Source organism: Streptomyces sp. NPDC088197 (genome assembly GCF_044741185.1).
In the GTDB taxonomy this organism is placed as follows: Bacteria; Actinomycetota; Actinomycetes; order Streptomycetales; family Streptomycetaceae; genus Actinacidiphila.
Genome location: NZ_JBIUSD010000018.1, coordinates 113,329 through 136,728, shown reverse-complemented (window position 1 = coordinate 136,728; position 23,400 = coordinate 113,329). Strand labels below are relative to the sequence as shown.

The window sequence follows — 23,400 nt, the reverse complement described above, 5'->3', positions numbered from 1 at the left end:
CCGAACATCGGTGCGGCCGCCGGGCCGGGAGATGCCGGACGGTTCTCCGGTCCGCGGTAGGGGATTCGCGGGCCGCGGTGCTGAATCCGGTGTCCGCCGTACGGGATCGGGCCGGGGCGTACGCTCCGCCGCCGTTGTGTTCGCGCTCGCCTGCGGGCTGCTGTGGTGGTGGGCGGTGCTGCGGCTGTGGATACGGCCGGAGGCCGTCGGGCCGTGGGAGGGCGCGATGGCCGCGGGCGGCTGGAGCCTCGGGCTCATACCGCTGCACGCGGTGCCGACGGTGAAGCGGCGGATGCGGGCGGCCGTGGCGGGGGACGCGGACGGGCCGTCCTTTCCGCGGGGGCCGATGGAACGGGTGCGGACCGGACGGCTGTCGCCCGACGCCGGATTCCGGGGATGCGTCCTACCAGGGCATGGCCACCCCGCCGTTGGGGCGGAGGATCTGGCCGGTGACGAAGGCGGAGGCGTCTGAGGCGAGGTAGAGCACGGCCGGGGCCACGTCCTCGGGCCTGCCGACCCGGCCCAGCGGGGACATGCGTGCCAGCGACTCCTCGGCGCGCGCCTGCGCCCTCTCGTCGAACACCCCGTCGGCGCCGGTGCCGTAGTGCGCGGTCATCGGGGTGCGGATGAAGCCGGGAGCCACGGTGTTGGCGCGGATGCCGAGCGGGCCCAGCTCGGTGGCGAGGGTCTTGGTGAGCTGGACGACGGCCGCCTTGGACACGCTGTAGCAGAGCAGGCCGCGCGCGCCCGTGTCGATCGCGCTGGACGACATCGTGATGATGCTGCCGCCGCCGCGGTCGGCCATCGCGCGGGCCGCCTCCTGGGCGCAGTGCAGCACCCCGCGGAAATTCACCGCCAGGACGCGGTCCAGGTCGTCGTCGCTGGTGTCGAGGACGCCGCTGCTGTGCATGATCCCGGCGACGGCCGCCAAGATGTCGAGGCCGCCGTGGTCCCGGACGATGCCGGCGACGGTCCGGGCGATGGCCGCTCTGTCGGTGACGTCGAGCGCCCTGGGCTCGGCCCGGCCGCCGGCCTCATCGATCAGCGCCGCCGTCTCGCGTACCCCCGGCTCGTCCCGGTCCGCGCACACCACGACCGCGCCCGCTGACGCCAGCGACCGCGCGCTGGCCCGGCCGATCCCGCTCGCCGCTCCGGTGACCAGGGCGACCCGCCCGCTGAGGTCGTACGCCGTGACCGTCATGAGTCCGACCGTACGACCGTATCTGACGGTGCGTCAATTGCCGTGCGGGGGCGGACCTTTCTGACAGCTCGGGCACCAGTACGCGACCCGGCTCTGGTCCGCTCTGCCGTGCCGGTCGGTCCTGACCGTGGTGCCGCAGCGCAGGCACGGCCGGTTCGCCCGGTCGTAGACCCAGTGCGTACGGCCGCGCCGCGTATCGCCCGTGGTGATGTGGCCGGGGCGCTCCTTGTTCGCCTCCAGCAGCCGCTTCGCCAGCGCGACCACCTTCTCCGGCGCCCTGACGTCGCCGACCGCCGTCCACGGTGTCACCCCGCGCAGAAAACACAGCTCGACCACGTACACATTGCCGAGCCCCGCCATATTGCGCTGGTCGAGCAGCGCCTCGGCGATCTCCCGCTCCGGCTCCGCGACCAGCCGCGCCAGCGCTTGCGCCGGGTCCCAGTCGGGCCCGAGCAGATCGGGGCCCAGGTGGCCGACGGCCTCGGACTCCTGCGCGGTCGGCAGCAGCGCCAGTACCGGCAGCCGGTAGCCGACGGCCGTCCTGTGCTCCGTCTCCAGCACCGCCCTGATCTGGTGGGCGGGACCGCCGCGCCAGCGCTCACCGGGCGCGTACAGGTGCCAGGAGCCCTCCATCCGCAGATGCGAGTGGAGCGTCGCGCCGCCGTCCAGCCGGGTGAGGAGGTGCTTGCCGCGGCTCACCACTTCGAGGACCCGGCGGCCGGTCAGATCGGCCGTGGCCAATTGCGGCACCCGCAGGTCGGCCCGCACGAGGGCGCGCCCCGCCAGCGCGTCATGCAGTCGGCGGGCCGTCAGCCAGACCGTGTCTCCCTCGGGCATCTGTCCATGATGACGCGGGGCGGGGGCGGGGGTCACGTCGGGGCGGCGGCGGTTTCGGCGCGCCCCTGGGGGCGGGGTGCTGGGGGTTCGGGTGCGGGATCAGCCGAGCAGGCGGCGTTCGGTCGCCGCGGCCACCGCGCCCGCGCGGGTGTCGACGCCGAGCTTGTCGTAGATCCGGCCGAGGTGGGTCTTGACGGTGGCCTCGCTGATGAACAGGGCGCGGGCGATGTCGCGGTTGCCGAGGCCGCGGGCGAGCTGGCCGAGGATGTCGCGCTCACGGGTGGTCAACTGCGGTCCCGGCGCGCGCATATGGGCCATCACGCGCCCCGCGACCGGCGGCGACAGCGCGGTGCGGCCCTGCGCGGCGGCGCGGATCGCGGAGAACAGCTCCTCCGGGCGCTCGGCCTTCAGCAGGTAGCCGGTCGCGCCCGCCTCGATGGCGCGGGTGATGTCGGCGTCGGTGTCGTACGTGGTGAGGACGAGGACGTACGGGCCGCCGTGCGCCGTGCCTGTCCCGGGCGCGGCGGCTGCTCCGGACGTGGCGGCTGCTCCGGGCGTGGCGGCTGTTCCGGGCGTCTCCGGCCGAACGGATTCGGCCGGTGCGTGGGCCGCTGCGGCGGCGATCCGGCGGGTGGCCTCGACGCCGTCGATGCCCGGACCGAGCTGGAGGTCCATGAGGACCACGTCCGGCCGCGTCTTCGCGGCCATCGCGACGGCCTCCTCGCCGCTGCCCGCCTCGCCCACCACCTCGATGCCGTCCGCGCTGGCCAGCAGCGCCATCAGTCCGGCACGCACCACGGCGTGGTCGTCGCAGACCACGAGACGGACGGGTCGGATCTCGGTCACGGCGCGGCCTCCAGGGCTTCGAGGGGGACGGCGACGGACAGCACGGTGCCCTCGCCGGGGGCTGACTCGATGCTCAGGGTGCCGCCGAGCTGGCCCACCCGCGCGCGGATCGCGGGCAGCCCGTGGCCGCGTACCCCGGTGGCGGCGACGGCGGCCGGATCGAAGCCGCGCCCGTCGTCGGAGACGTCGAGCAGCACCTCGTCGTCGAGATACGTCAGCGTGAGCGTGGCGTGGGCGGCCCCGGCGTGCTCCGCGGTGTTGGCGAGCGCGCCCTGCGCGATCCGCAGCAGCGCCGACCGCGTACGGTCCGGGAGCGGCACGGGCGCGCCCTCCACGTGGCAGCGGACCGTGAGGGCCGACGGCCGGGAGCGGGGAGCGTGCTCGGAGTCGTCAGAGCCTTCGGAGCGGTCAGAGCTTTCGGAGCGGTCAGAGCCTTCGGAGCGGTCAGAGCCTTCGGAGTGCTGCGCGGCGAGCGCGCGCAGGGCGTCGTCCAGATCCTGTCCGACGAGCGCGGCGGGCGCGAGGTCGTGCACGAAGCGGCGTGCTTCGGCGAGATTCTGCTCGGCCACGGCGGTGGCGGTACGGACGTGGCCGCGGGCGGCGTCCGGTGCCGTCTCCCAGATCCGGTCCGCGGCCTGGAGCAGCATCCGCTGGCTGGACAGGCCCTGCGCGAGGCTGTCGTGGATCTCCATCGACAGCCGCTGCCGTTCCGCGAGGGTGCCCTCGCGCCGTTCGGTGGCCGCCAGTTCGCGGCGGGTGCGCACCAGGTCGTCGATGAGGGCCTGCTGACGGCCGGTCTGCCGCCGCATGTGGACGAAGACGGCGGTGGCGAGGGTGGCGACGGCGGGTGGCAGCAGCACCAGATTGGGGTCCGTCCCGTCCGCCAGCCGCAACTCCGCGATGACGACGAGTACGGCGAGCACCGCCACGAGCGCCACGGCCGCCCGGGTCGGCAGCGACCGCAGGCTCGTGTAGATGAGCGGGACGGCGCACCAGGCGAAGCTCGGCGCCAGCAGGACGACGACGGTCCAGCAGGCGACGAGGGCGGCGAGGCGTGCCAGCTCCCACCTGCGGGGGAGCGGTTCGCGTCGCCGTCCGGGCCGACGGCCCGCGAACTGGAGGACCGTGAGCGCCACGCTCAGCCCGATCACCCACGGCAGGCGACCGCTGCCGGGGTGCCGGTCGACGAAGCGGATGAGGGCGCCCGCGAGGAGGACGACGAAGGCGCCGTTCATGACCGCCGCCAGCCACCAGCCGTCCGGATCGGGGCTCGGCTCCGGGTCCCGCTCCGATGCGGGCTCCGGCCTCAGCTCCCATACCGCATCCGAATCCGGCTCCGGCTCCGGCTGCGGCCTCCGGTTCGGCTCTGGCGTCCGGTTCGGCTCCGGGGTCGGGACCGGGGGCGCGTCCCGGTCCTGGCCGGGCGGCGGCGAGCTGTGCATCGGGGCTCCTGGTCGAGGGCGGGGTCGGGGCGCTGCGAGCGGTACGGGAGGCGACCCGGTGACCGGCCGCCATTCGCAGCGTGACCTGCCGGAACGGCCCGCGCATCGACCGATCGGATGACCCGCCTGTCCTCCATCATGCCCGCGCGGGCGAGCCGTATCGCGGACCGGCGCGGCCCCGGTCCGGCCCGAGGATCGAAGGCAGAGGCGGGAACGCGAAGGCGGTCCCGCAGACCCGAGGAGTTGGAACGTCCATGAACAAGATGTCCTCCCGTACCCGCGTCCTGACCGGTGCCGTGGCCGTCGCAGCCGTCGGCGCGGCCACCTTCGGCGCCGTCTCCGCGACCGCCGCCGCCCCGGCCGCGTCCGGCAAGGCCGCCCCCGCCTCGGCGAGCGCCGCCGCGAACAGCAAGGACACCCGTCAGGTCGACCGGCTCACCACCGCCGCCGCGACGAAGGCCGCGCAGGCGGCCCTCGACGCCGCGAACCGCGCCGGCCAGCGCGTCACCGTCGCCGTCGTCGACCGGGACGGCAACACCGTCGTCACCCTGCGCGGCGACGGCGCGGGACCGCAGTCGTACGAGTCCTCCGAGCGCAAGGCGTACACCGCCGTGTCCTGGAACGCCCCCACCTCCGAACTCTCCCAGCGCCTCCAGCAGACTCCGCAGCTCAAGGACATCCCCGGCACGCTCTTCCTCGCGGGCGCCGTTCCGGTCACGGCCAAGAGCGGGCCCGTCGCGGCCGTCGGCGTCGCGGGCGCGCCCAGCGGGGACCAAGACGAGCAGTTCGCCCGGGCGGGAGCGGCAACGCTCGGCCATTGAAGGCCGCCGGGCGGGGGGACACTCACCCCGGCGCCCGACAGACGTGAGCCGTGCGGGAAGCCCGAAGCACCGGAGAAGCCGGAGAAGCGGGAAAACCCGGAGAAGCGGGAAAAACCGGAAAACCCGGAGAAGCTTTCCGGAGAAGGAGGAGACACCGGCATGGCCGACCTGAACACCAGGCTGCTGGACGCCGCCCACTGCGGCGACGCGGAGCAGGTGACCGCCCTGCTCGACGCGGGCGCGGACATCGAGACCCGCGACGACCAACGGCGCACCCCGCTGCTGCTCGCCGCACTCGCCGACCACCCCGAAGCGGCCCGCAGGCTGGTCGCCGCCGGGGCCGATCCCAACGCGCGGGACTACCGCCAAGACACCCCCTGGCTGGTCACCGGCGTGACCGGCAGCGTCGAGATGATGCGCGCCCTGCTGCCCGCGCACCCCGACCTGACCCTCACCAACCGCTACGGCGGCGTCTCCGTCATCCCCGCCTCCGAACGCGGCCACGTCGCCTACGTCCGCGCCGTCCTCGCCGAGACCGACATCGACGTCAACCACGTCAACCGCCTCGGCTGGACCGCCCTCCTCGAAGCCGTCATCCTCGGCGACGGCGGCGCCGACCACCAGGAAATCGTCCGACTCCTCCTCGCCGCCCACGCTTCCCCCTCCCTCCCCGACGCCGACGGCGTCACCCCTCTCCAGCACGCCGAACGCCGTGGCTTCGACGCCATCGCCCAACAACTCCGCGCCGCGACCTGACGCAGGCCCAGACCCCGGTCCCCTCGCCGGTCCCCGCCCCGCCCCGCCGGGGCGGGCGACCGGCTGAGGCGAGCCCGCGACCGGTCGCCCAGGGCGAGGCGAGACGCACCCCACGGCCGGTGCGTCCGGGCGGACCGCAGACCGGGGCGACTCCCTGGGGGGCCAGGTCGAGATCCCGGCCCGCCACGACTGCCCCACGCAGTGGCCCGCTGCTTCCGCCGCCCTGCGTCCGACCGGGCTCTATCCGCCGTCCCGCAGGCGCAGGCCCCGCGGAGTGGCGTGGAAGCCCGCGGCTTCCAGAGCACGGCCGAGCGGCGAGGTGAGGGCCGACTCACCGTTGGTCCGCTCCACCGTGAGGCGGCCCAGCGCGCCCTCGCGGACGGCCAGCGCCAGCGCGTCCGCGGCGGCCTGGAGACGTATCTCGTCGTCGGGCCACGCCAGCAGCGTCTTGCCGCCGCGCTCGACGTAGAGGGCGGGCTCTCCGTCGATGAGGACGACCAGGGCGCCGGCTTTGCGGCCCGGTTTGTGGGTGACGCCCGCGGGCTGCTCGGGCCAGGGGAGGGCCGCGCCATAGGCGTTCGCGGGGTCGGCGGCGGCGAGCACCACCGTACGGGCGCGGGAGGCGTGCTCCTCCTCGCGGTCGCGCGCCGTGCTCAGGGCGCGCAGCCGGTCGACGGCGCCGTCCATGGCGAATTGGGCCGCCCCCAGACCCTCCACCACATAGCCGCGCCGGGCCTGCCCGGTCTCCTCGAAGGCCGCGAGCACCCGGTAGGCCGCGGAGAAGCCGCCCGCGACGCCCTCTGCGGCCACCGCGCCCCGGGTGACCACGCCGTGCCGGTCGAGCAGCGTGTGGGTGAGGGCGTGCGCCCGCAGCGTCGGGTCGGGCTCGGCGGACGGTACGAGGGACCAGCGGCCCGCGGTGGTCGGCGGACCGGAACGGGACGCCGTCGCACGCGGGGCGCGGGTCGCCAGCGAGCTGTACCGACCGCGCGGAACGGCCCGCGGCGCCCGGTGCGCGGTGGAACCCGCCGTGCGGCCCGAGCCGAGGAGCGCCCTGAGCGGCGACAGGGTGTCGTTGGTGAGCCGTCCCGACCAGGCCAGGTCCCAGACGGCGTCGGTCAGTTGGGGATCGGTGGTGTCCTGCCCCGCGGCGCGCACCTGCTCGGCGATCTGCCGGAAGAAGAGACCGTAGCCGCCGGACAGCGCGGCCAGCACCGCCTCGTGCAGCGGGGACAGCTCCAACGGCTGCGGGGCGGGCAGCAGCAGGGGGGCGCTGTCGGCGAGGTAGAGCGACACCCAGCCGTCCTTGCCCGGCAGGGCGCCCGCCCCGGCCCACAGGATCTCGCCGGAGGCCGTCAACTCGTCCAGCATCGCCGGGTTGTAGCCCGTCACCCGGGACGGCAGCACCAGCTTCTCCAGCGCCGACGCGGGTACGGACGCGCCCTGCAACTGCTCCACGGCCCGCACCAGCCCGTCCGGACCGCGCAGGCTGTGCGTGCCCACGTGCTGCCACTGCGGGAGGAAGACGCCGAGCGTGGCGGGCGGCACGGGCTCCAACTCCTGCCGCAGCGCGGCCAGCGAGCGGCGCCGCAACCGCCGCAGCACCGTCGCGTCGCACCACTCCTGGCCCGCGCCGCCCGGCCGGAATTCGCCCTGCACCGTACGGCCCGCCGCCGTCAGCCGTTGCAGCGTCCCGTCCGCCACCGCGGTGCCCAGGCCGAATTTCCCGGCCGCCTCCTTGGTCGTGAACGGCCCGTGCGTGCGCGCGTACCGGGCGAGCAGATCCCCCAGCGGGTCCTTCACCGGCTCGGTGAACGCCACCGGCACGCCCACCGGCAGCGCCGTACCGAGCGCGTCCCGCAACCGCCCCGCGTCCTCGACCGCCGCCCAGTGCTCCGCCCCGGCGATCCGCACCCGGATCGCCCGCCTTGCCGTCTCCAGCTCCTCCGCCCATCCCGGCTCCGCGCCCCGCGCGGCCAACTCCGCGCCGGTCAGCGGTCCGAGCACCCGCAGCAGATCCGCGACCCCCTCGGCGCTCTTCACCCGCCGGTCCTCGGTCATCCACTGCAATTCGGAGTCCAACTCGGCCAGGACATCGGCGTCCAGCAACTCGCGCAGCTCCGCCTGGCCCAGCAGCTCCGCCAGCAGCCGCGAGTCCAGCGACAGCGCCGCGGCCCGCCGCTCCGCCAGCGGCGAGTCGCCCTCGTAGAGGAACTGTGCCACATAGCCGAACAGCAGCGAGCGGGCGAAGGGCGAGGGCTCGGGTGTGGTCACCTCGACCAGCCGCACCCTGCGGGCCTCGATGTCGCCCATCAGCTCCACCAGACCCGGCACGTCGAAGACGTCCTGAAGGCATTCGCGGACCGCCTCGAGGACGATCGGGAACGAGCCGAACTCCGAGGCGACCTGGAGCAGTTGAGAGGCTCGCTGGCGCTGCTGCCACAGCGGGGTGCGCTTTCCGGGGTCGCGGCGCGGCAACAGCAGGGCGCGGGCGGCGCACTCGCGGAACCGGGAGGCGAACAGGGCCGAGCCGCCCACCTGATCGGTGACGAGCTGTTCGACCTCGCCCTTGTCGAAGGCGACATCCGCCGCGCCCACCGGCGACTGCTCGGGGTCGAACTCCGCTCCGCGCAGCACCGGATCGGAGTCCAGCAGGTCCAGGCCCATCAAGTCGGCGTCCGGCAGCCGCAGCACGATCCCGTCGTCGGCGTGCATCGCCTGGGCGTCCAGGCCGTAGCGCTCCTGGAGCCGCGCGCCGAGCGCCAGCGCCCACGGCGCGTGCACCTGCGCGCCGAAGGGGGAGTGGATGACGACCCGCCAGTCGCCCAACTCGTCGCGGAACCGCTCGACCACGATCGTCCGGTCGTCCGGCACATGACCGCACGCCTGCCGCTGCTCGGCCAGATACGACAGCACATTGTCCGTCGCCCAGGTGTCGAGACCGGCCGCCGTCAGCCGCTCCCTGGCCCGCTCCGGTGCCAGCGCGCCCACCTCGCGCAGGAACGCGCCCAGCGCACGGCCGAGTTCGAGCGGGCGGCCGAGCTGGTCGCCCTTCCAGAACGGCAGCCGTCCCGGCACTCCCGGCGCGGGCGAGACCAGGACCCGGTCGCGGGTGATGTCCTCGATGCGCCACGAGGTGGTGCCCAGGGTGAAGACGTCCCCGACCCGGGACTCGTACACCATCTCCTCGTCCAGTTCCCCGACCCGGCCGCCGCCCTTCTTCGGGTCGGAGCCCGCCAGGAACACCCCGAACAGCCCGCGGTCGGGGATCGTGCCGCCGGAGGTGACGGCGAGCCGCTGGGTGCCGGGGCGTCCGGTCACCGTGTTCGCCACCCGGTCCCACACCAGGCGCGGGCGCAGCTCGGCGAAGGCGTCCGAGGGGTAGCGCCCGGCCAGCATGTCGAGGACCGCGATGTAGGCGGAGTGGGGCAGCGCCGAGAACGGCGCCGCACGCCGCACCAGGGCCAGCAGGTCGTCTACGTCCCAGGTGTCGAGCGCGGTCATCGCCACGATCTGCTGGGCCAGCACGTCCAGCGGATTCGCGGGCACCCGTAGCGACTCGATCGCGCCCTGCCGCATCCGCTCGGTCACCACGGCGGACTGCACCAGGTCACCGCGGTACTTGGGGAAGACCACCCCGGTGGAGACCGCTCCCACCTGGTGCCCCGCGCGCCCGACCCGTTGCAGACCGGAGGCGACCGAGGGCGGCGACTCCACCTGCACCACCAGATCGACCGCGCCCATGTCGATCCCCAGCTCAAGGCTGGAGGTCGCGACGACCGCGGGCAGCCGCCCCGCCTTCAGGTCCTCTTCCACCAGGGCCCGCTGCTCCTTGGACACCGAGCCGTGGTGTGCCCTGGCCAGCACCGGCGGCGTGCCCTTGGCGGCACCGGACTGGGCCATGATCTCGGCGGGGGAGTGCGCCTCGGGCAGCGCCTCGCCCTCGGCCCGCTCGTAGGCGATCTCATTGAGCCGGTTGCACAGCCGCTCCGCCAGACGGCGCGAATTGGCGAAGACGATCGTGGAGCGGTGCGCCTGCACCAGGTCGGCGATCCGCTCCTCCACATGCGGCCAGATCGAGGCCCGCTCGGCGGGACCCGCCGCCGGCCCGGTGTGCTCGGCCACCGGGGAGCCGCCCAGCTCGCCCAGATCCTCCACCGGCACGACCACCGACAGGTCGAACCGCTTCTGCGACGGCGGCTGGACGATCGTCACCTTGCGGCGCGGCGACAGATAGCGGGCGATCTCGTCCACCGGCCGCACGGTCGCCGACAGCCCGATCCGGCGGGCGGGCCGGTCAAGGAACTCGTCCAGCCGCTCCAGGGAGAGCGCCAGATGCGCCCCGCGCTTGGTGCCCGCGACCGCGTGCACCTCGTCCAGGATCACCGTCTCGACCCCGCTCAGCGCCTCCCGCGCGGCGGAGGTGAGCATCAGGAACAGCGATTCGGGGGTGGTGATCAAAATGTCCGGCGGTCTGGTCACCAGCGCCCGCCGCTCCGCCGGAGGCGTGTCGCCCGAGCGGATGCCGACCCGGACCTCGGGCTCCGGCAGTCCCAGCCGTACCGACTCCTGCCGCAGCCCGGCGAGCGGGCTGCGCAGATTTCGCTCGACGTCCACCGCGAGCGCCTTCAGCGGCGACACGTACAGCACCCGGCACCTGCGGCGGGCCTCGGCGGGCGGCGGGGTGCTGGCCAGCCGGTCCAGGGCGGCGAGGAAGGCCGCCAGCGTCTTGCCGGAGCCGGTCGGCGCGACGACCAGCACGTCGGAGCCCTCGGCGATGGCCGACCACGCCCCGGCCTGGGCGTCGGTGGGCTCGCTGAACGCCCCCGTGAACCACGCGCGGGTGGCCGGGGAGAACGCGTCGAGACTGCTGCGACTGGACATGGCATCCATCCTGCCTCGCCGCACCGACACCGCGCGGCGGCCGACCCCTCAGCCTGTGGATAACTCGCTGGACGCCCCGGCCCGCCACCGGTCCACAATGGCCGTGTGACGGTGCGAGAGCAGGCCAGGTACTGGGAGCACCCCGGACTGCCCGGAGTCGACCTGCTGCGTGCCCGCTATGTCCGGCACACCTTCACCCGGCACGCCCACGACAGCTACGTGATCGCGGCGGTCACCGGAGGCGTCGAGGGCATCGGGCTGCCCGGCGGAGCCGAGCGGGCGGGCGCGGGCGGAGTCGTCCTGATCAACCCCGAGACCCCGCACACCGCCTACGCGGGCGTCGAGGAGGGCTGGAGCTACCGGGTCCTCTACCCCTCGCCCGCCGTGGTCGCCGCCGTCGCCGCGGAGACCACGGCGCTGCGCGGCACCCCCTCCTTCAACGCCTCGGTGCTCGACGACCCCGTGACCGCCCGCATGATCACCGACGTCCACCGCGCCGCGGAAGGCGACAACGCGCTCGCCGCCGACACGCAGCTGCGCCTCGTCGTCGCCCGGATGCTCGCACGCCACGCGAACTCCGCGGCCCTCGGACCCGCGCCCGTCGCGGGCGCGGGCGTCGCGGCCCGCGCCCGTGACCTGCTGGCCACCCGCCTGGCGGCCCCGCCGAGCCTGGAGGAACTGGCCCGTGAGGTCGGCACCGGCCCCTTCGCCCTGCTGCGCGCCTTCAAGGCCGCCTACGGGCTGCCGCCGCACGCCTGGCTGACCAGCGAAAGGGTCAGGGCCGCCCGCCGCCTGCTCGACACAGGCGTCAGCCCGGCCGACACGGCCGCCGCCGTCGGCTTCACCGACCAGCCCCACCTCAACCGGCACTTCGCCCGGATCGTCGGCGTCCCGCCCGGCGCATACCAACGCGAGCGCAAGAACGTACAAGACCCGCCGTCCCGCCGTCCCTAGCCTCATGCGGGTGACGGGACATCCGATAGCCACAGAACCCGCGGAATCCGCCGACCGCAGAGAATCCACCGGGCCGGCGGACCGGCAGCCACGCTCCGCGCGCGCCCAGGTCGTCCGCGACGCCCTCGGGGTGGGCGTCGCCGTCGGGCTCTCCGGCTTCGCCTTCGGCGTGACCTCCGCCGGAGCCGGGCTCGCACTCGCCCAGACCTGCGCCCTGTCCCTGCTGGTGTTCACCGGAGCGTCGCAATTCGCCCTGGTCAGCGCCCTGGGGGCGGGCGGCAACCCCTTCGCGGCAGCCGCGGGAGCCTTCTTCCTCGGCACCCGCAACGCCTTCTACGGGCTCCGGCTCTCCCAACTCCTCCGCCTGCCCGCCGCGATACGGCCGCTGGCCGCGCAGTGGGTCATCGACGAGACCTCCGCGGTCGCGCTGGCGCAGACGGACCGCGCCTCCGCGCGGCTGGGCTTCACCGTCACTGGAGGCAGCCTCTACGCCCTGTGGAATCTGACCACCCTCATCGGCGCCCTGGGCGCCTCGGCGCTCGGCGACCCCGCTTCCTGGGGGCTGGACGCGGCAGGCCCCGCCGTCTTCCTCGCGCTCCTCGCCCCCATGGTCAAGGGGCGCGCCGAACGGGCGGTCGCCGCGGTCGCCGTCCTCCTCGGCCTTGTCTGCCTGCCACTCCTGCCCGCCGGAGTCCCGGTCCTGGTCGCCGCCCTGGCAGCGCCCCTCGTCCTGGCCGTCACCCGCGCGAAGCGCACCGGAGAGGACGCGTCAGGAACCGTACGGAAGCCGGAACGGGCACCAGCACAGGCACCAGCACAGGCACCAGCAAAGGCACCAGCACGGGCATCGGCATCGGCACCGGCACGCGAAGAGGGAGAGACAGCGGAATGAGCACAGGAGCGAGTACCTGGATCGCCGTCATCGTGACGGCCCTCGGCTGCTACGCGGTCAAACTGCTGGGCCTGTCCGTACCGGCGGGATTGCTGGAACGCCCCGTGGTCAAGCGCCTCGCCGCGCTCGTGCCCATCGCGCTCCTCGCCGCGCTCACCGCCCTCCAGACCTTCGGCACCAGCGGACTGCGGCTGGCCGTGGACGCGCGCTCGGCCGGGCTCGCGGCAGCGGCCGTCGCCCTCCTGCTGCGGGCGCCCTTCCTCGTGGTGGTGGCCGCGGCCGTCGTCGTGACCGCGGCCGTACGGGCCGTTTCCGGCATGTGAGCCACGGGCCGGTCCTCCGCGACATCCGGTGCCCGGTCACCGGCGTAAGGACCGGGCACCTGGATCAGCGCCCCTTACCCGCGCGGCCTCGCCGTCAGCCCAGACGGCCGTACGCGCGCAGCGTCCGCAGCGCCTCGATCGTCACCATGGGCCGCCCTTCGAGGGCGGAGCCCGGCGCCCACTCGCGCCAGGTGATCGGCCAGCCGCCGTCGTCGCCCTGCTGCCCCGCGAGATGGTCCAGCGACCGTTCCATCTCGGTGTCGGTGAACCACGACCGGGCGGCCGAGTCGGGGGAGGGCGCGAAGTCGTGGGCGAAGTGGTGTTCGCCCGGCGCGTATCCGGTCGGCGGCGCGACCCGCCCGGCGCGCTCGGGCTCCAGCAGCGCCAGACCCTGCTCTCGCACCAGTCGTCCCAGCCGCTCCACCGCGCCCTGCGCACGCGGCCGGTCCTGCGCCGAGGCCAGGAACGCCAGCGAGGCCAGCACCTCGTAGGGATGCGTCCGGTCCAGGGCGTCGATCGCCGCCCAGCAGAAGTCCGTCGACCTGAACAGCCACGCGTGCCACACCTCGTTGCGGCGCAGCAGCCCCACCACGGGCCCGGTGGCGAGCAGGTCACCGGGCGGGTCGTCGGAGATCCGCATCCAGGGCGCGTACGGATAGCCGCGCAAGGACGCGTCGACCGCGGGCAGCGCGCCCTCCGCCGTCGAGCACGCCGTCAGATAGCGGCAGATGCGCTCGGCCCTGCCGCCCCTGCACCGGTCGATCTCGTCCAGCACCCGCAGCGCGTACGCCACGTGCAGCGGCTGGCTCACCGGGCCGCGCAGGTCGGGCTCCAGCGCGTGGCCGTATCCGGCGTCGTCATTGCGGTACGCGTCGAGCGCGGTCTCGACCGCGTCGCCGTCGCCGTCGAGGAAGTGGAAGGCGAACCTGCGCTGCTCGAGCACACGGGCGGTGAGCCACACGAACTGCTCGGCGCGACCTAGCGGGGTTGCTGGCATGCGCGCACCCTAGGGCGTGCGCGGCGGCCTGGAACACGGCCGAGCCGAGGAGCCACCCGGCTGTGTGACGGTACGCGTGCGGGCGCGGGATACTGGCAGTCATGCGGTTGACGATTTTCTGGGAGCGGATGCGCGCGCACTTCGGCGACGCGTACGCCGATTCCTTCGCGCGGGACCATGTGATGGCCGAATTGGGCGGCCGTACGGTGCATCAGGCGCTGGACGACGGCTGGGAGGCCAAGGACGTCTGGCGCGCGGTGTGCGCCTCGATGGACGTGCCCGCCGCCAAGCGCTGACGCGGCGTCGCGAGCGGAGCGACGGATTCAGGAGCGGCCCGACACCCCCGGCGGGTCGCTTGACATCAAATTCGAACATCCATTCTTATGGCTTGTGCCGGGTGGATTTCCGTGGTGACGAAGCGTGTTTCCGCCGGAGTTATCCACAGCACGGGGCGACGGCCGGGCGCGTTGTCAGTGCCAGGCGCTAGCGTCGTGGACGTGAAGCGATCGAACCAGACATCCCGGGTGGAGCCCATGGCAGGAAACGACCGCGAGAAGGCGCTCGACGCCGCGCTCGCGCAGATTGAACGGCAGTTCGGCAAGGGCGCGGTCATGCGCCTGGGCGACCGGCCGAACGAACCCATCGAAGTCATCCCCACCGGATCGACCGCTCTTGACGTGGCACTCGGCGTCGGCGGCCTGCCGCGCGGCCGAGTGGTGGAGGTCTACGGCCCGGAGTCCTCCGGTAAGACGACCCTCACCCTGCACGCGGTGGCCAACGCCCAGCGGGCGGGCGGCACGGTGGCGTTCGTGGACGCCGAGCACGCGCTGGACCCCGACTACGCCAAGGCGCTCGGCGTCGACACGGACAATCTGATCCTGTCCCAGCCGGACACCGGCGAGCAGGCGCTGGAGATCGTGGACATGCTGGTCCGCTCCGGCGCTCTCGACCTCATCGTGGTCGACTCCGTGGCAGCCCTCGTGCCACGGGCCGAGATCGAGGGCGAGATGGGCGACTCGCACGTGGGTCTCCAGGCCCGCCTGATGAGCCAGGCCCTGCGCAAGATCACCAGCGCGCTCAACCAGACCAAGACCACCTGCATCTTCATCAACCAGCTCCGCGAGAAGATCGGTGTGATGTTCGGCTCGCCGGAGACCACCACCGGTGGCCGCGCGCTGAAGTTCTACGCCTCCGTCCGGCTCGACATCCGCCGGATCGAGACCCTCAAGGACGGCACCGAGGCGGTCGGCAACCGTACCCGCGTCAAGGTCGTCAAGAACAAGGTCGCGCCGCCCTTCAAGCAGGCCGAGTTCGACATCCTCTACGGCCACGGCATCAGCCGTGAGGGCGGCCTGATCGACATGGGCGTCGAGCACGGCTTCGTCCGCAAGTCCGGCGCCTGGTACACGTACGAGGGCGACCAGCTCGGTCAGGGCAAGGAAAATGCGCGCAATTTCCTGAAGGACAACCCCGACCTGTCGGACGAGATCGAGAAGAAGATCAAGGAGAAGCTCGGCGTCGGCGTGCCGAAGGTCGAGGCGCCGGGCGCACAGCCCGGGGCGGACGCGGCAGGACCCGCGGCCGTGGCCAAGACCGACGCGCCCAAGGCCGAGGTCCCCGCGCCCAAGGGCGCGAAGGCGACCAAGGCGACCGCCGCCAAGGCCTGACGCCGTGGCGCGCAGGTCCCCTGAGCGCGGCGGCTCTTCCGAGTCGAGGGCCTCGCGAGAGCCGCCGCTCGATCCCGAGGAGCAGGCGCGGGCGCTGTGCCTGCGCCTGCTCACCGGGACGCCCCGCACCCGCAGGCAGCTCGCCGACGCCCTGCGCAAGCGCGAGATCCCGGACGAGGTCGCCGAGCACGTCCTGGAACGCTTCCAGGACGTGGGGCTGATCGACGACCAGGCGTTCGCCAACTCCTGGGTGGAGTCCCGGCACCGCGGCCGGGGTCTCGCCCGCCGTGCCCTCGCACAGGAGCTCCGCCACCGCGGAGTGGATGCGGAGCTGGTGAACGAAGCGGTCGGACTGCTCGACCACGACCAGGAGGAGCAGACCGCCCGCGAGCTGGTACGCCGCAGGCTGCCGGGCACCCGCGGGCTGGACCGCGACAAGCGGATCCGCCGCGTCGCGGGCATGCTCGCCCGCAAGGGCTACTCCGAGGGCCTGGCCCTCCGGGTGGTCCGGGAAGCGCTCGCCGCCGAGGGCGTCGAAGAGGAGCCCTGGGAGTGACGGCGGCGAGGACGGCGGAATCCTGGAAGGCGAGGGAGTACGAAGGCCCCGCCACCGGACGTCGCCCTGCCGCCAGGGCCTCCGAAAACCGCCCCGCCGTCCGGCACCGGGACCATCCGCCAAGGGAGACGGTGCCGGTGACCGGCAGCCCCGGCGGGCTGACGGTGACCGTCCGGCAGGGCGTGCCCGGCCCGGCTGCTACCGGGTGTGCCCGCTGACCCGCGTGCCCGCCGCGCCGCCGGGCCCGCCGCCTTCACCGTCACCGTCGTCGGAGTCCGGCTCCGTACCTTCGCTGCCCGCCGGCACCGGCGGACCGCCGCGGGCCAGGTCGGCGTACGAGTACAGCTCCGCGGGGCGGCAGCCCACCATCGCCGTGACCAGGCGCCCGTCCGGCCGGATCAGCAGCACACTGTGCGCGGTCGCCCCCGGATACGTCTCGGCGACGACCAACTCCGCGCGGGTCGGCAGCGCGGCGACCGCGGAGGCGAGCCGGGGCATGAGCCCGGCGGTCAGCCAGTGACGGCTGTCCCACACCCCCGTACCCGGCGCGATCAGCACCACGATCAACCCCCGGCCGAGCCGGTCCCGCAGCCGTCCGACGGTGCCGTCGAGCGCGGTCACCGACACATCGGTCACCGCACCGCCCGGCGGCGTGTCGCACCCGGCGACCAGCGGCGACGGCCCGGACTTGCCGCCACCGGAGCGCGGCGCGGGCAGCGCGAGCGGCGAGCGCCCGTAGACCGAGGACGCGGCGGCGGACCCCCGGCCGAGATGGCTGTCGGTCAGCAGCTCCGCCTGGCCGCGCGCCGAGCCCGACAGCACCGCGTGCCGTACCGTCTGCCACGCGCCACTGGCCCGCAGCAGCGGAAGCGCCTGGTCGGTGGCGCGCAACCGGGCGCCGACCGCGCCGCGCCGCTCCGCCTCGTAGCTGTTCAGCAGTATCTTCGACGCGCCGTCGTGCCAGGCCAGCGAGAGCTTCCAGGACAGATTCTCCGCGTCCCGCAGCCCCTCCTCGACGCTCTGCGCGCCGAGCGCGCCCATCAGGTGTGCGGCGTCCCCCGCGAGGAAGACCCGCCCCCTGCGCCAGCGCCTGGCCAGCCGCTGGTGCACCGGATAGTCGGCCGAGCCGACGAGTTCGTACGGGACGACGCTGCCGCACCAGGCGGTGAGCGTGGACCGCAGCCGTTCCACCAGCGCGTCGGACGTGAGCAGCCGTCCCTGCGGGGGCAGCAGCCAGTCCAGCCGCCACAGGCCGTCCGGCAACGGACGGGCCGTCACCTCCTGGCCCGCGGGCGCCCCCGGCGGGTCGCGGTGCAGCAACGCCACACCCGGTTCGGGGAGTTCCGCGCGGATCACCGCCACCGCGTGCCGGTCGACGGCGGTGCGGCCGGGGAAACGTACGCCCGTCAGCTTGCGGACCGTCGAACGGGGACCGTCGCAGCCGACCAGGAAACTGCCGCGCCACCAGGTGTCGTGCGACCCGCGGGTGTGCACGGTGATCCCGAGACCGTCCTGCTCGAACGCGTCCACCCGGCAGCCCGGCACGATTCGCACCGACCCGCAGGCGAGCAGCGCGTCGCGCAGGCCGCGCTCCAATTGGTGCTGCGCGATGTGCGTGGGGGAGTCCTCCGGTCCGAATTCGACGCGCAGCACTTCCGTACGACGGCGCAATGTGCGCCAGGCCGACCAGGAGGCTCCGTCGCCGCGGACACCGGCGTAGCCGAGCCGTTCGACGAACGCGACCGTGTCGGGGCCGAGGACCGCGGTGCGTGGGCGCCGTAACCCGTCAGCATCGGTCAGTGCCTCCGCCTCGTCGAGGACGATGACGGGGACGTCGCGGCGGGCCAGAGCGAGGGCGAGGGCCAGGCCCACGGGACCCGCCCCCGCGACGATCACCGGGTCCATGGAGAGGCCCCCGGAAGAAGTGCGGTCACAAAGCGTATGCAACCCACTGCGCCTTCCCACGTCAAGCGACGGTCCCGCCTCGGCGCGGTGCGCCGCTCCACGCGCCCTCCGTGTCCCGTGCGCGCCCTCGGGCACCTCCGGTGCGTACCGGGTCGGTAACGGTCCACCGCGCGAGCCGGTAGGGCCTTGACGCACCCCGTGCCGATCGGCGTGGATTCGGTCCACAGGTACCGCTACCGCACACGAACAACACGATCAGCCGAAATGATCATAAGACCGGATGAACAGGGAGGTTGACGATGCGACTGCTCCTCGTGGAGGACGACGACAGGGTCGCCTCCGCCCTCTCCGCGGTCCTCGGCAAGCACGGCTTCGACGTGCGGCACGCCCGCAGTGGCGAGGAGGCGATCCAGGCGCTGTTGCCCGGCGACGGCCCCGCGTACGACTGTGTCCTGCTCGACCTGGGGCTGCCCGACCAGGACGGTTTCGAGGTGTGCAGCCGGATACGCCGCCGTACCGCGACCCCGGTGATCATGGTGACCGCGCGGGCCGACGTACGCTCCCGGATCCACGGCCTCAACCTGGGCGCGGACGACTACGTGGTGAAGCCGTACGACACGGGCGAACTGCTGGCGCGGATCCACGCCGTGAGCCGCCGCCCGCCGCTGAACGCGCAAGGCGCCGCCGGGCCGACGGCCACCGGCGCGACCGTCGCGGGCACCGGAGTGCTGGCCGCCGCGCGGACCGGCGAGACCGGCCCGCAGGAGAGCGCCAAACTGCTGCTCGGCACGGTCACCATCGAACTGTCCACCCGCCGCGTCACCGTGGAGGGCGATCTGATCGCCCTCACCCGCAAGGAGTTCGATCTGCTGTCGCTGCTCGCCAAGCGGCCGGGTGTCGTCTTCCGCAGGGAGCAGATCATCAGCGAGGTGTGGCGCACCGCGTGGGAGGGTACGGGTCGCACCCTTGAGGTCCATGTGGCGTCCCTGCGCTCCAAGCTGCGGACCCCGGCGATGATCGAGACGGTGCGCGGGGTCGGATACCGGCTCGTCGTCCCCGTCGGCTGACCCGTCGAGGCCACCACCTTGCGCTCCCGCCTGCTCCCGCTGCTCATCGTGCTGATGGCCGGTGTCCTGCTGGCCCTCGGCTTCCCGCTGGCCGCCAGCCAGGCCGCGTCCCAGCAGCAGCGCGTCGTGGTCGACCGCATCGACGACACCACGCGCTTCGCGGCGCTCGCGCAGTACGTCACCGCGCGGGACGAACAGACCGCCGTGGACAGCGCCGACGACGAGCGGCTGCACACCCTGCGCACCGAACTCACCCGCTACAAAGAGCTGTACGGCATCGACGCCGGAGTCTTCTACCGCGACCGCACCGCGATGGCGGCCGCGCCCGCCGACTGGAAGGTGCCGGACGAGGGCGAGCTGTTCGACGCCTACAACTCGGCGCTGCTCGGCCGCCGCACCCACGACCCCCGCCAGGTGTGGCCGTGGCAGACCCGCAAACTCGCCATCGCCTCGCCGATCGTCCGGGACGGGGACGTCGTCGCCGTCGTCGTGACCGATTCGCCGACCGGCGCGCTGCGCTCCCGCATCCTGCACGGCTGGCTGCTGCTGGCGGCCGGGGAGTTGGCGGCGATGGCCATCGCCGTGCTCTTCGCCGTCCGCCTGACCGCCTGGGTGCTGCTTCCGGTCGCCACCTTGGACCGCGTCACCCACGACATCGCGACCGGCCGGATGAAGTCGCGTGTCGGAACGGCGGGCGGCCCGCCGGAACTCCGCCGCCTGGTCCGTTCGTTCAACGAGATGGCCGACAACGTCGAGGAAGTCCTCGACCAGCAGCGGGCCTTCGTGGCGGACGCGTCGCATCAGTTGCGCAATCCGCTCGCCGCACTGCTGCTGCGGATCGAATTGCTCGGCCTGGAACTGCCCGACGGCCACGACGAGGCCGAGGCGGTGAAGGAGGAGGGGCACCGGCTCGCCCAGGTGCTCGACGACCTGCTGGGCCTGGCGCTCGCCGAACGCTCCGGCAGTCATCTGGCCGTCACCGATCTCGCCGCGCTCGCCCGTACCCGCTCGGCGGCCTGGAGACCCGTCGCCGACCAGGCGGGAATCTCCGTGGAGTTCACGGTGGAGGGGGAGGACTCGGAGGACCGGGGAGGTGAGAGCGCGGGGGAGAGCGCGGAGGAGCGGGCGGCGCTCAAGGTGACCGGGTGGGCCGACGCGGTCGCGCTGTCCAGCGCCTTGGACGCGGTGATCGACAACGCGATCAAATTCACCCCGCGCGGCGAGGCCGTCCATGTGCGCGTGGCGGCGGACGACCAGCGCACCGCGATCTCCGTCGCCGACAGCGGCCCCGGTCTGACGGACGAGGAACTCGCCAGGATCGGCGATCGTTTCTGGCGCAGCGCCCGCCACCAGAATGTGCACGGCTCCGGCCTCGGCCTGTCCATCGCCCGCGCTCTGCTGAGCCAGGGCGGCGGCGCCATCAGTTACGGGCGGCGCGATCCGCACGGCCTGGAGGTCATCCTGACGGTGCCGAGGACGGCGCCGGTCGGGGTGTGACCGTCCGGTTGTCGGATCGTACGACCGTCTGATCATGACCACGGAGTGCGCGGCGGGGTGAGCGCGCGGCGCGGCCGAGGTCGCGGCGGAGCACCCGCTACGGCTTCACCGACCGGTAGTACCGCTCCGCGCCGACATGCAGCGGCAGCGGATCGGTGAACACCGCGGTCCGCAGGTCCACCAATTGCGCGGCGTGCACCTCCTTGCCGATCGCGTCCCGGCTGTCGATCACCGCACGGGTGAGCCGTTCGACCAGGCCGGTGTTCGCGCGGTCCGTGGTGACCAGCAGATTGGCGACGGCGATGGTGGCGATCGCCTGCCCCTTCTGCGCCTGCGGATACGCGTCGGCGGGCATCACGGCCTGCCGGTAGTACGACATCTGCGGTCCCATGGAATGCAGCTTCGCCACCAGGTCGCCGAGTTGGACGAGCTTGATGCCCGGCGAGGAGTGCGCCATCTCGGCCACGGCGGCGGTCGGCAGCCCGCCCGACCAGAAGAACGCGTCCAGCTGCTTGTCGCGCAGCATCGCGGGCGCCTGGTCGATGCCGACCGGTATCGCGTCCACATCCTTGGTGATGTCCAGGCCCGCCGCCGCGAACAGCCGCCTGGTGATCAGATTGACCCCGGAGTCCGCCTGGCCGACCCCGACCCGCAGCCCGCGCAGATCGCGCGCGGACCGCACCGTGGAATCGCTCGGTACGACAAGCTGCATGTAGTCGTCGTAGAGCCGGGCGCAGGCGCGCAACTGGTCCTTGCCTGGACCGTTGTAATCGGCGACGGCGTCGGCCGCGGCGATGGTGAAGTCCGCCCGTCCTGACGCCACCCGCTTGATGTTGTCGACCGAGCCCTCGGTGTGCACGAGATTGACCCGCACTCCCGGCAGCGCGGTGTGCAGATCGCCCTTGAGGAGCAGCCCGTACTTTTCGTACACCCCGCTGGCGACCCCGGTGGCCAGCGACATCGGCGCCCGCGGATACGAAGGCCCCGCGTTCGGCAGCAGCCACCACAGCAGGAGGGCGAGCACGGAGACCCCGGCCAGCAGCGCCTGGAGCACGCGCCGCCGCCTGCCCAGCGCGGCATCGCGCAGGCGTACGACGGGGCGGGGGAGGTCCATGCATGGGGATCCTGCCAGCCGGGCGGGAATCGGGGAAGGGCGGTCGGCGGCGGCCGGTCCCGGGAAGGCGGGGGCGCCGGGCCCCGGCGACCACGTACTCTGGGTGATTGTTATGAGCGCGCGTACTTACGAGGTCCGCACCTACGGGTGCCAGATGAACGTCCACGACTCCGAGCGGCTGTCCGGCCTTCTGGAGGACGCGGGGTATGTCCGCGCGCCTTCCGACGCCGACGGCGCGGATGTCGTCGTCTTCAACACCTGCGCGGTGCGGGAGAACGCCGACAACCGGCTGTACGGCAACCTCGGCCAGCTCGTACCGAAGAAGGCCGCCAGGCCCGGCATGCAGATCGCCGTCGGCGGCTGCCTGGCGCAGAAGGACCGCGACACCATCGTGAAGCGGGCCCCCTGGGTCGACGTCGTCTTCGGCACCCACAACATCGGGCAGCTCCCGGTGCTGTTGGAGCGGGCCAGGATCGCCGAAGAGGCCCAGGTCGAGATCGTCGAGTCGCTGGAGACCTTCCCCTCGACGCTGCCCTCGCGCCGCGAGTCCGCGTACGCCGCCTGGGTCGCGGTCTCCGTCGGCTGCAACAACACCTGCACCTTCTGCATCGTCCCCGCCCTGCGCGGCAAGGAGAAGGACCGCAGGCCCGGCGACGTGCTCGCCGAGGTCGAGGCCCTGGTCTCCGAGGGCGTCGTCGAGGTCACCCTGCTCGGCCAGAACGTGAACGCGTACGGCTCCGACATCGGCGACCGCGAGGCGTTCGGCAAGCTGCTGCGCGCCGCGGGCACCATCGACGGCCTGGAGCGGATCCGCTTCACCTCGCCGCACCCGCGCGACTTCACCGACGACGTCATCGCCGCCATGGCCGAGACGCCCACTGTGATGCACCAGCTCCACATGCCGCTCCAGTCCGGCTCCGACACGGTGCTGAAGGCGATGCGCCGGTCGTACCGGCAGGATCGTTACCTCGGGATCATCGAGAAGGTGCGCGCCGCGATGCCGGACGCCGCCATCACCACCGACATCATCGTGGGCTTCCCCGGCGAGACCGAGGAGGACTTCGAGCAGACCCTGCACGTGGTGCGCGAGGCGCGTTTCGCGCAGGCCTTCACCTTCCAGTACTCCAAGCGGCCCGGCACCCCCGCCGCCGAGATGGACGGCCAGATCCCTAAGGCCGTCGTCCAGCAGCGGTACGAGCGGCTGGTCGCGCTCCAGGAGGAGATCTCCTGGGAGGAGAACAAAAAGCAGGTCGGCCGCACCATCGAGGTGCTGGTCGCCGAGGGCGAGGGCCGCAAGGACGATGCCACCCGGCGGCTGTCCGGCCGCGCGCCCGACAACCGCCTCGTGCACTTCGAGCGCCCGGCCGAGCCGGTCAGGCCCGGAGACATGGTGACCGTCGAGATCACCTACGCCGCGCCGCACCATCTGCTCGCGGAGAAGCCCGCCGCCGCCGTACGCCGTACGCGGGCGGGCGACGCGTGGGAGCGGCGCAACGCGGCCCCGGCCGCGACCGGCACGGGCGTGATGCTGGGTCTGCCGACGATCGGCGCGCCCGCCGTGACGGAGCCGGCGTCGCTGGGCGGATGCAGCGTCCAGTGACGCGCGCGGTCCCGGACACCGGTGCGCGGCCGAACGTGCCG

General features: G+C 73.4%; 18 protein-coding genes and 1 pseudogene. 11 read left to right on the top strand and 8 right to left on the bottom strand.

What is annotated here, in order from left to right:
- Positions 1 to 403 precede the first annotated feature (403 nt).
- From ACIOC1_RS31110 to ACIOC1_RS31095, 4 genes are all read right to left on the bottom strand, one after another.
- The gene (locus tag ACIOC1_RS31110) at positions 404 to 1,201 is read right to left on the bottom strand and encodes an SDR family NAD(P)-dependent oxidoreductase (RefSeq protein WP_401857290.1); all 798 of its coding nucleotides are present in this window, start codon (positions 1,199 to 1,201) and stop codon (positions 404 to 406) included.
- A gap of 33 nt (positions 1,202 to 1,234) precedes the next feature.
- On the bottom strand, positions 1,235 to 2,038 hold the full coding sequence (locus ACIOC1_RS31105; protein ID WP_401857288.1) for an Fpg/Nei family DNA glycosylase: 804 nt from the start codon (positions 2,036 to 2,038) through the stop codon (positions 1,235 to 1,237).
- Positions 2,039 to 2,137: 99 nt separating this feature from the next.
- Positions 2,138 to 2,818 (bottom strand): LuxR C-terminal-related transcriptional regulator, encoded by a 681-nt coding sequence (locus ACIOC1_RS31100; RefSeq protein ID WP_401857310.1) that lies wholly within the window; start codon positions 2,816 to 2,818, stop codon positions 2,138 to 2,140.
- Positions 2,819 to 2,880: 62 nt separating this feature from the next.
- Positions 2,881 to 4,326, bottom strand: coding sequence for a histidine kinase (locus ACIOC1_RS31095; protein ID WP_401857284.1), 1,446 nt, complete (start codon positions 4,324 to 4,326; stop codon positions 2,881 to 2,883).
- A gap of 254 nt (positions 4,327 to 4,580) precedes the next feature.
- Between ACIOC1_RS31095 and ACIOC1_RS31090 the strand changes: the two genes are divergently transcribed.
- Together ACIOC1_RS31090 and ACIOC1_RS31085 are read left to right on the top strand one after the other, a co-directional pair.
- Entirely contained in the window at positions 4,581 to 5,147 is a 567-nt protein-coding gene (locus ACIOC1_RS31090; protein ID WP_401857282.1) for a heme-binding protein, read from the top strand.
- Positions 5,148 to 5,306: 159 nt separating this feature from the next.
- Positions 5,307 to 5,903, top strand: a complete 597-nt coding sequence (locus ACIOC1_RS31085; protein ID WP_391163789.1) for an ankyrin repeat domain-containing protein — start codon at positions 5,307 to 5,309, stop codon at positions 5,901 to 5,903.
- 240 nt (positions 5,904 to 6,143) lie between these two features.
- Here ACIOC1_RS31085 and ACIOC1_RS31080 read toward each other — a convergent pair whose 3' ends face one another.
- The gene (locus tag ACIOC1_RS31080) at positions 6,144 to 10,787 is read right to left on the bottom strand and encodes an ATP-dependent helicase (RefSeq protein WP_401857280.1); all 4,644 of its coding nucleotides are present in this window, start codon (positions 10,785 to 10,787) and stop codon (positions 6,144 to 6,146) included.
- A 105-nt stretch (positions 10,788 to 10,892) separates the two neighbouring features.
- Here ACIOC1_RS31080 and ACIOC1_RS31075 point away from each other — a divergent pair, with 105 nt between their 5' ends.
- The 3 genes from ACIOC1_RS31075 to ACIOC1_RS31065 are packed head-to-tail and all read left to right on the top strand — an operon-like array spanning position 10,893 to position 12,956.
- Positions 10,893 to 11,741, top strand: coding sequence for an AraC family transcriptional regulator (locus ACIOC1_RS31075; RefSeq protein WP_401857278.1), 849 nt, complete (start codon positions 10,893 to 10,895; stop codon positions 11,739 to 11,741).
- Between the two features lie 4 nt (positions 11,742 to 11,745).
- The gene (locus ACIOC1_RS31070) at positions 11,746 to 12,633 is read left to right on the top strand and encodes an AzlC family ABC transporter permease (RefSeq protein ID WP_401857276.1); all 888 of its coding nucleotides are present in this window, start codon (positions 11,746 to 11,748) and stop codon (positions 12,631 to 12,633) included.
- Positions 12,630 to 12,956 (top strand): AzlD domain-containing protein, encoded by a 327-nt coding sequence (locus ACIOC1_RS31065; RefSeq protein WP_355338161.1) that lies wholly within the window; start codon positions 12,630 to 12,632, stop codon positions 12,954 to 12,956. The genes ACIOC1_RS31070 and ACIOC1_RS31065 overlap by 4 nt, the downstream gene beginning before the upstream one ends.
- A gap of 94 nt (positions 12,957 to 13,050) precedes the next feature.
- Here the strand turns inward: ACIOC1_RS31065 and ACIOC1_RS31060 are convergent, their stop codons facing one another.
- Positions 13,051 to 13,953 (bottom strand): hypothetical protein, encoded by a 903-nt coding sequence (locus tag ACIOC1_RS31060; protein ID WP_391163794.1) that lies wholly within the window; start codon positions 13,951 to 13,953, stop codon positions 13,051 to 13,053.
- 101 nt (positions 13,954 to 14,054) lie between these two features.
- Between ACIOC1_RS31060 and ACIOC1_RS31055 the strand changes: the two genes are divergently transcribed.
- From ACIOC1_RS31055 to recX, 3 genes and pseudogenes are all read left to right on the top strand, one after another.
- A complete protein-coding gene (locus ACIOC1_RS31055; protein WP_188286122.1) occupies positions 14,055 to 14,249 on the top strand; it encodes a DUF3046 domain-containing protein in 195 nt (64 codons plus the stop codon).
- A gap of 237 nt (positions 14,250 to 14,486) precedes the next feature.
- A complete protein-coding gene (gene recA / locus ACIOC1_RS31050; RefSeq protein WP_355338167.1) occupies positions 14,487 to 15,620 on the top strand; it encodes a recombinase RecA in 1,134 nt (377 codons plus the stop codon).
- A pseudogene (gene recX, locus ACIOC1_RS31045) lies at positions 15,577 to 16,176 on the top strand (recombination regulator RecX); the annotation flags it as partial. The gene recA and the pseudogene recX, both read left to right, overlap by 44 nt.
- 198 nt (positions 16,177 to 16,374) lie before the next feature.
- Here recX and ACIOC1_RS31040 read toward each other — a convergent pair.
- On the bottom strand, positions 16,375 to 18,081 hold the full coding sequence (locus tag ACIOC1_RS31040) for an FAD-dependent monooxygenase (RefSeq protein ID WP_401857273.1): 1,707 nt from the start codon (positions 18,079 to 18,081) through the stop codon (positions 16,375 to 16,377).
- A gap of 299 nt (positions 18,082 to 18,380) precedes the next feature.
- Between ACIOC1_RS31040 and ACIOC1_RS31035 the strand changes: the two genes are divergently transcribed.
- Positions 18,381 to 19,148: a response regulator transcription factor gene (locus tag ACIOC1_RS31035; protein ID WP_355338173.1), complete on the top strand. Its 768-nt coding sequence runs from the start codon at positions 18,381 to 18,383 to the stop codon at positions 19,146 to 19,148.
- Positions 19,149 to 19,166: 18 nt separating this feature from the next.
- Entirely contained in the window at positions 19,167 to 20,645 is a 1,479-nt protein-coding gene (locus tag ACIOC1_RS31030; protein ID WP_401857271.1) for an ATP-binding protein, read from the top strand.
- A gap of 97 nt (positions 20,646 to 20,742) precedes the next feature.
- On the opposite strand, the gene ACIOC1_RS31025 is transcribed toward ACIOC1_RS31030, so the two are convergent.
- Complete coding sequence (locus ACIOC1_RS31025; RefSeq protein WP_401857269.1) at positions 20,743 to 21,759, bottom strand: TAXI family TRAP transporter solute-binding subunit; 1,017 nt, start codon at positions 21,757 to 21,759, stop codon at positions 20,743 to 20,745.
- A gap of 112 nt (positions 21,760 to 21,871) precedes the next feature.
- Between ACIOC1_RS31025 and miaB the strand changes: the two genes are divergently transcribed.
- Positions 21,872 to 23,359, top strand: a complete 1,488-nt coding sequence (gene miaB, locus ACIOC1_RS31020) for a tRNA (N6-isopentenyl adenosine(37)-C2)-methylthiotransferase MiaB (RefSeq protein ID WP_401857267.1) — start codon at positions 21,872 to 21,874, stop codon at positions 23,357 to 23,359.
- The last annotated feature ends 41 nt before the right edge of the window (positions 23,360 to 23,400 follow it).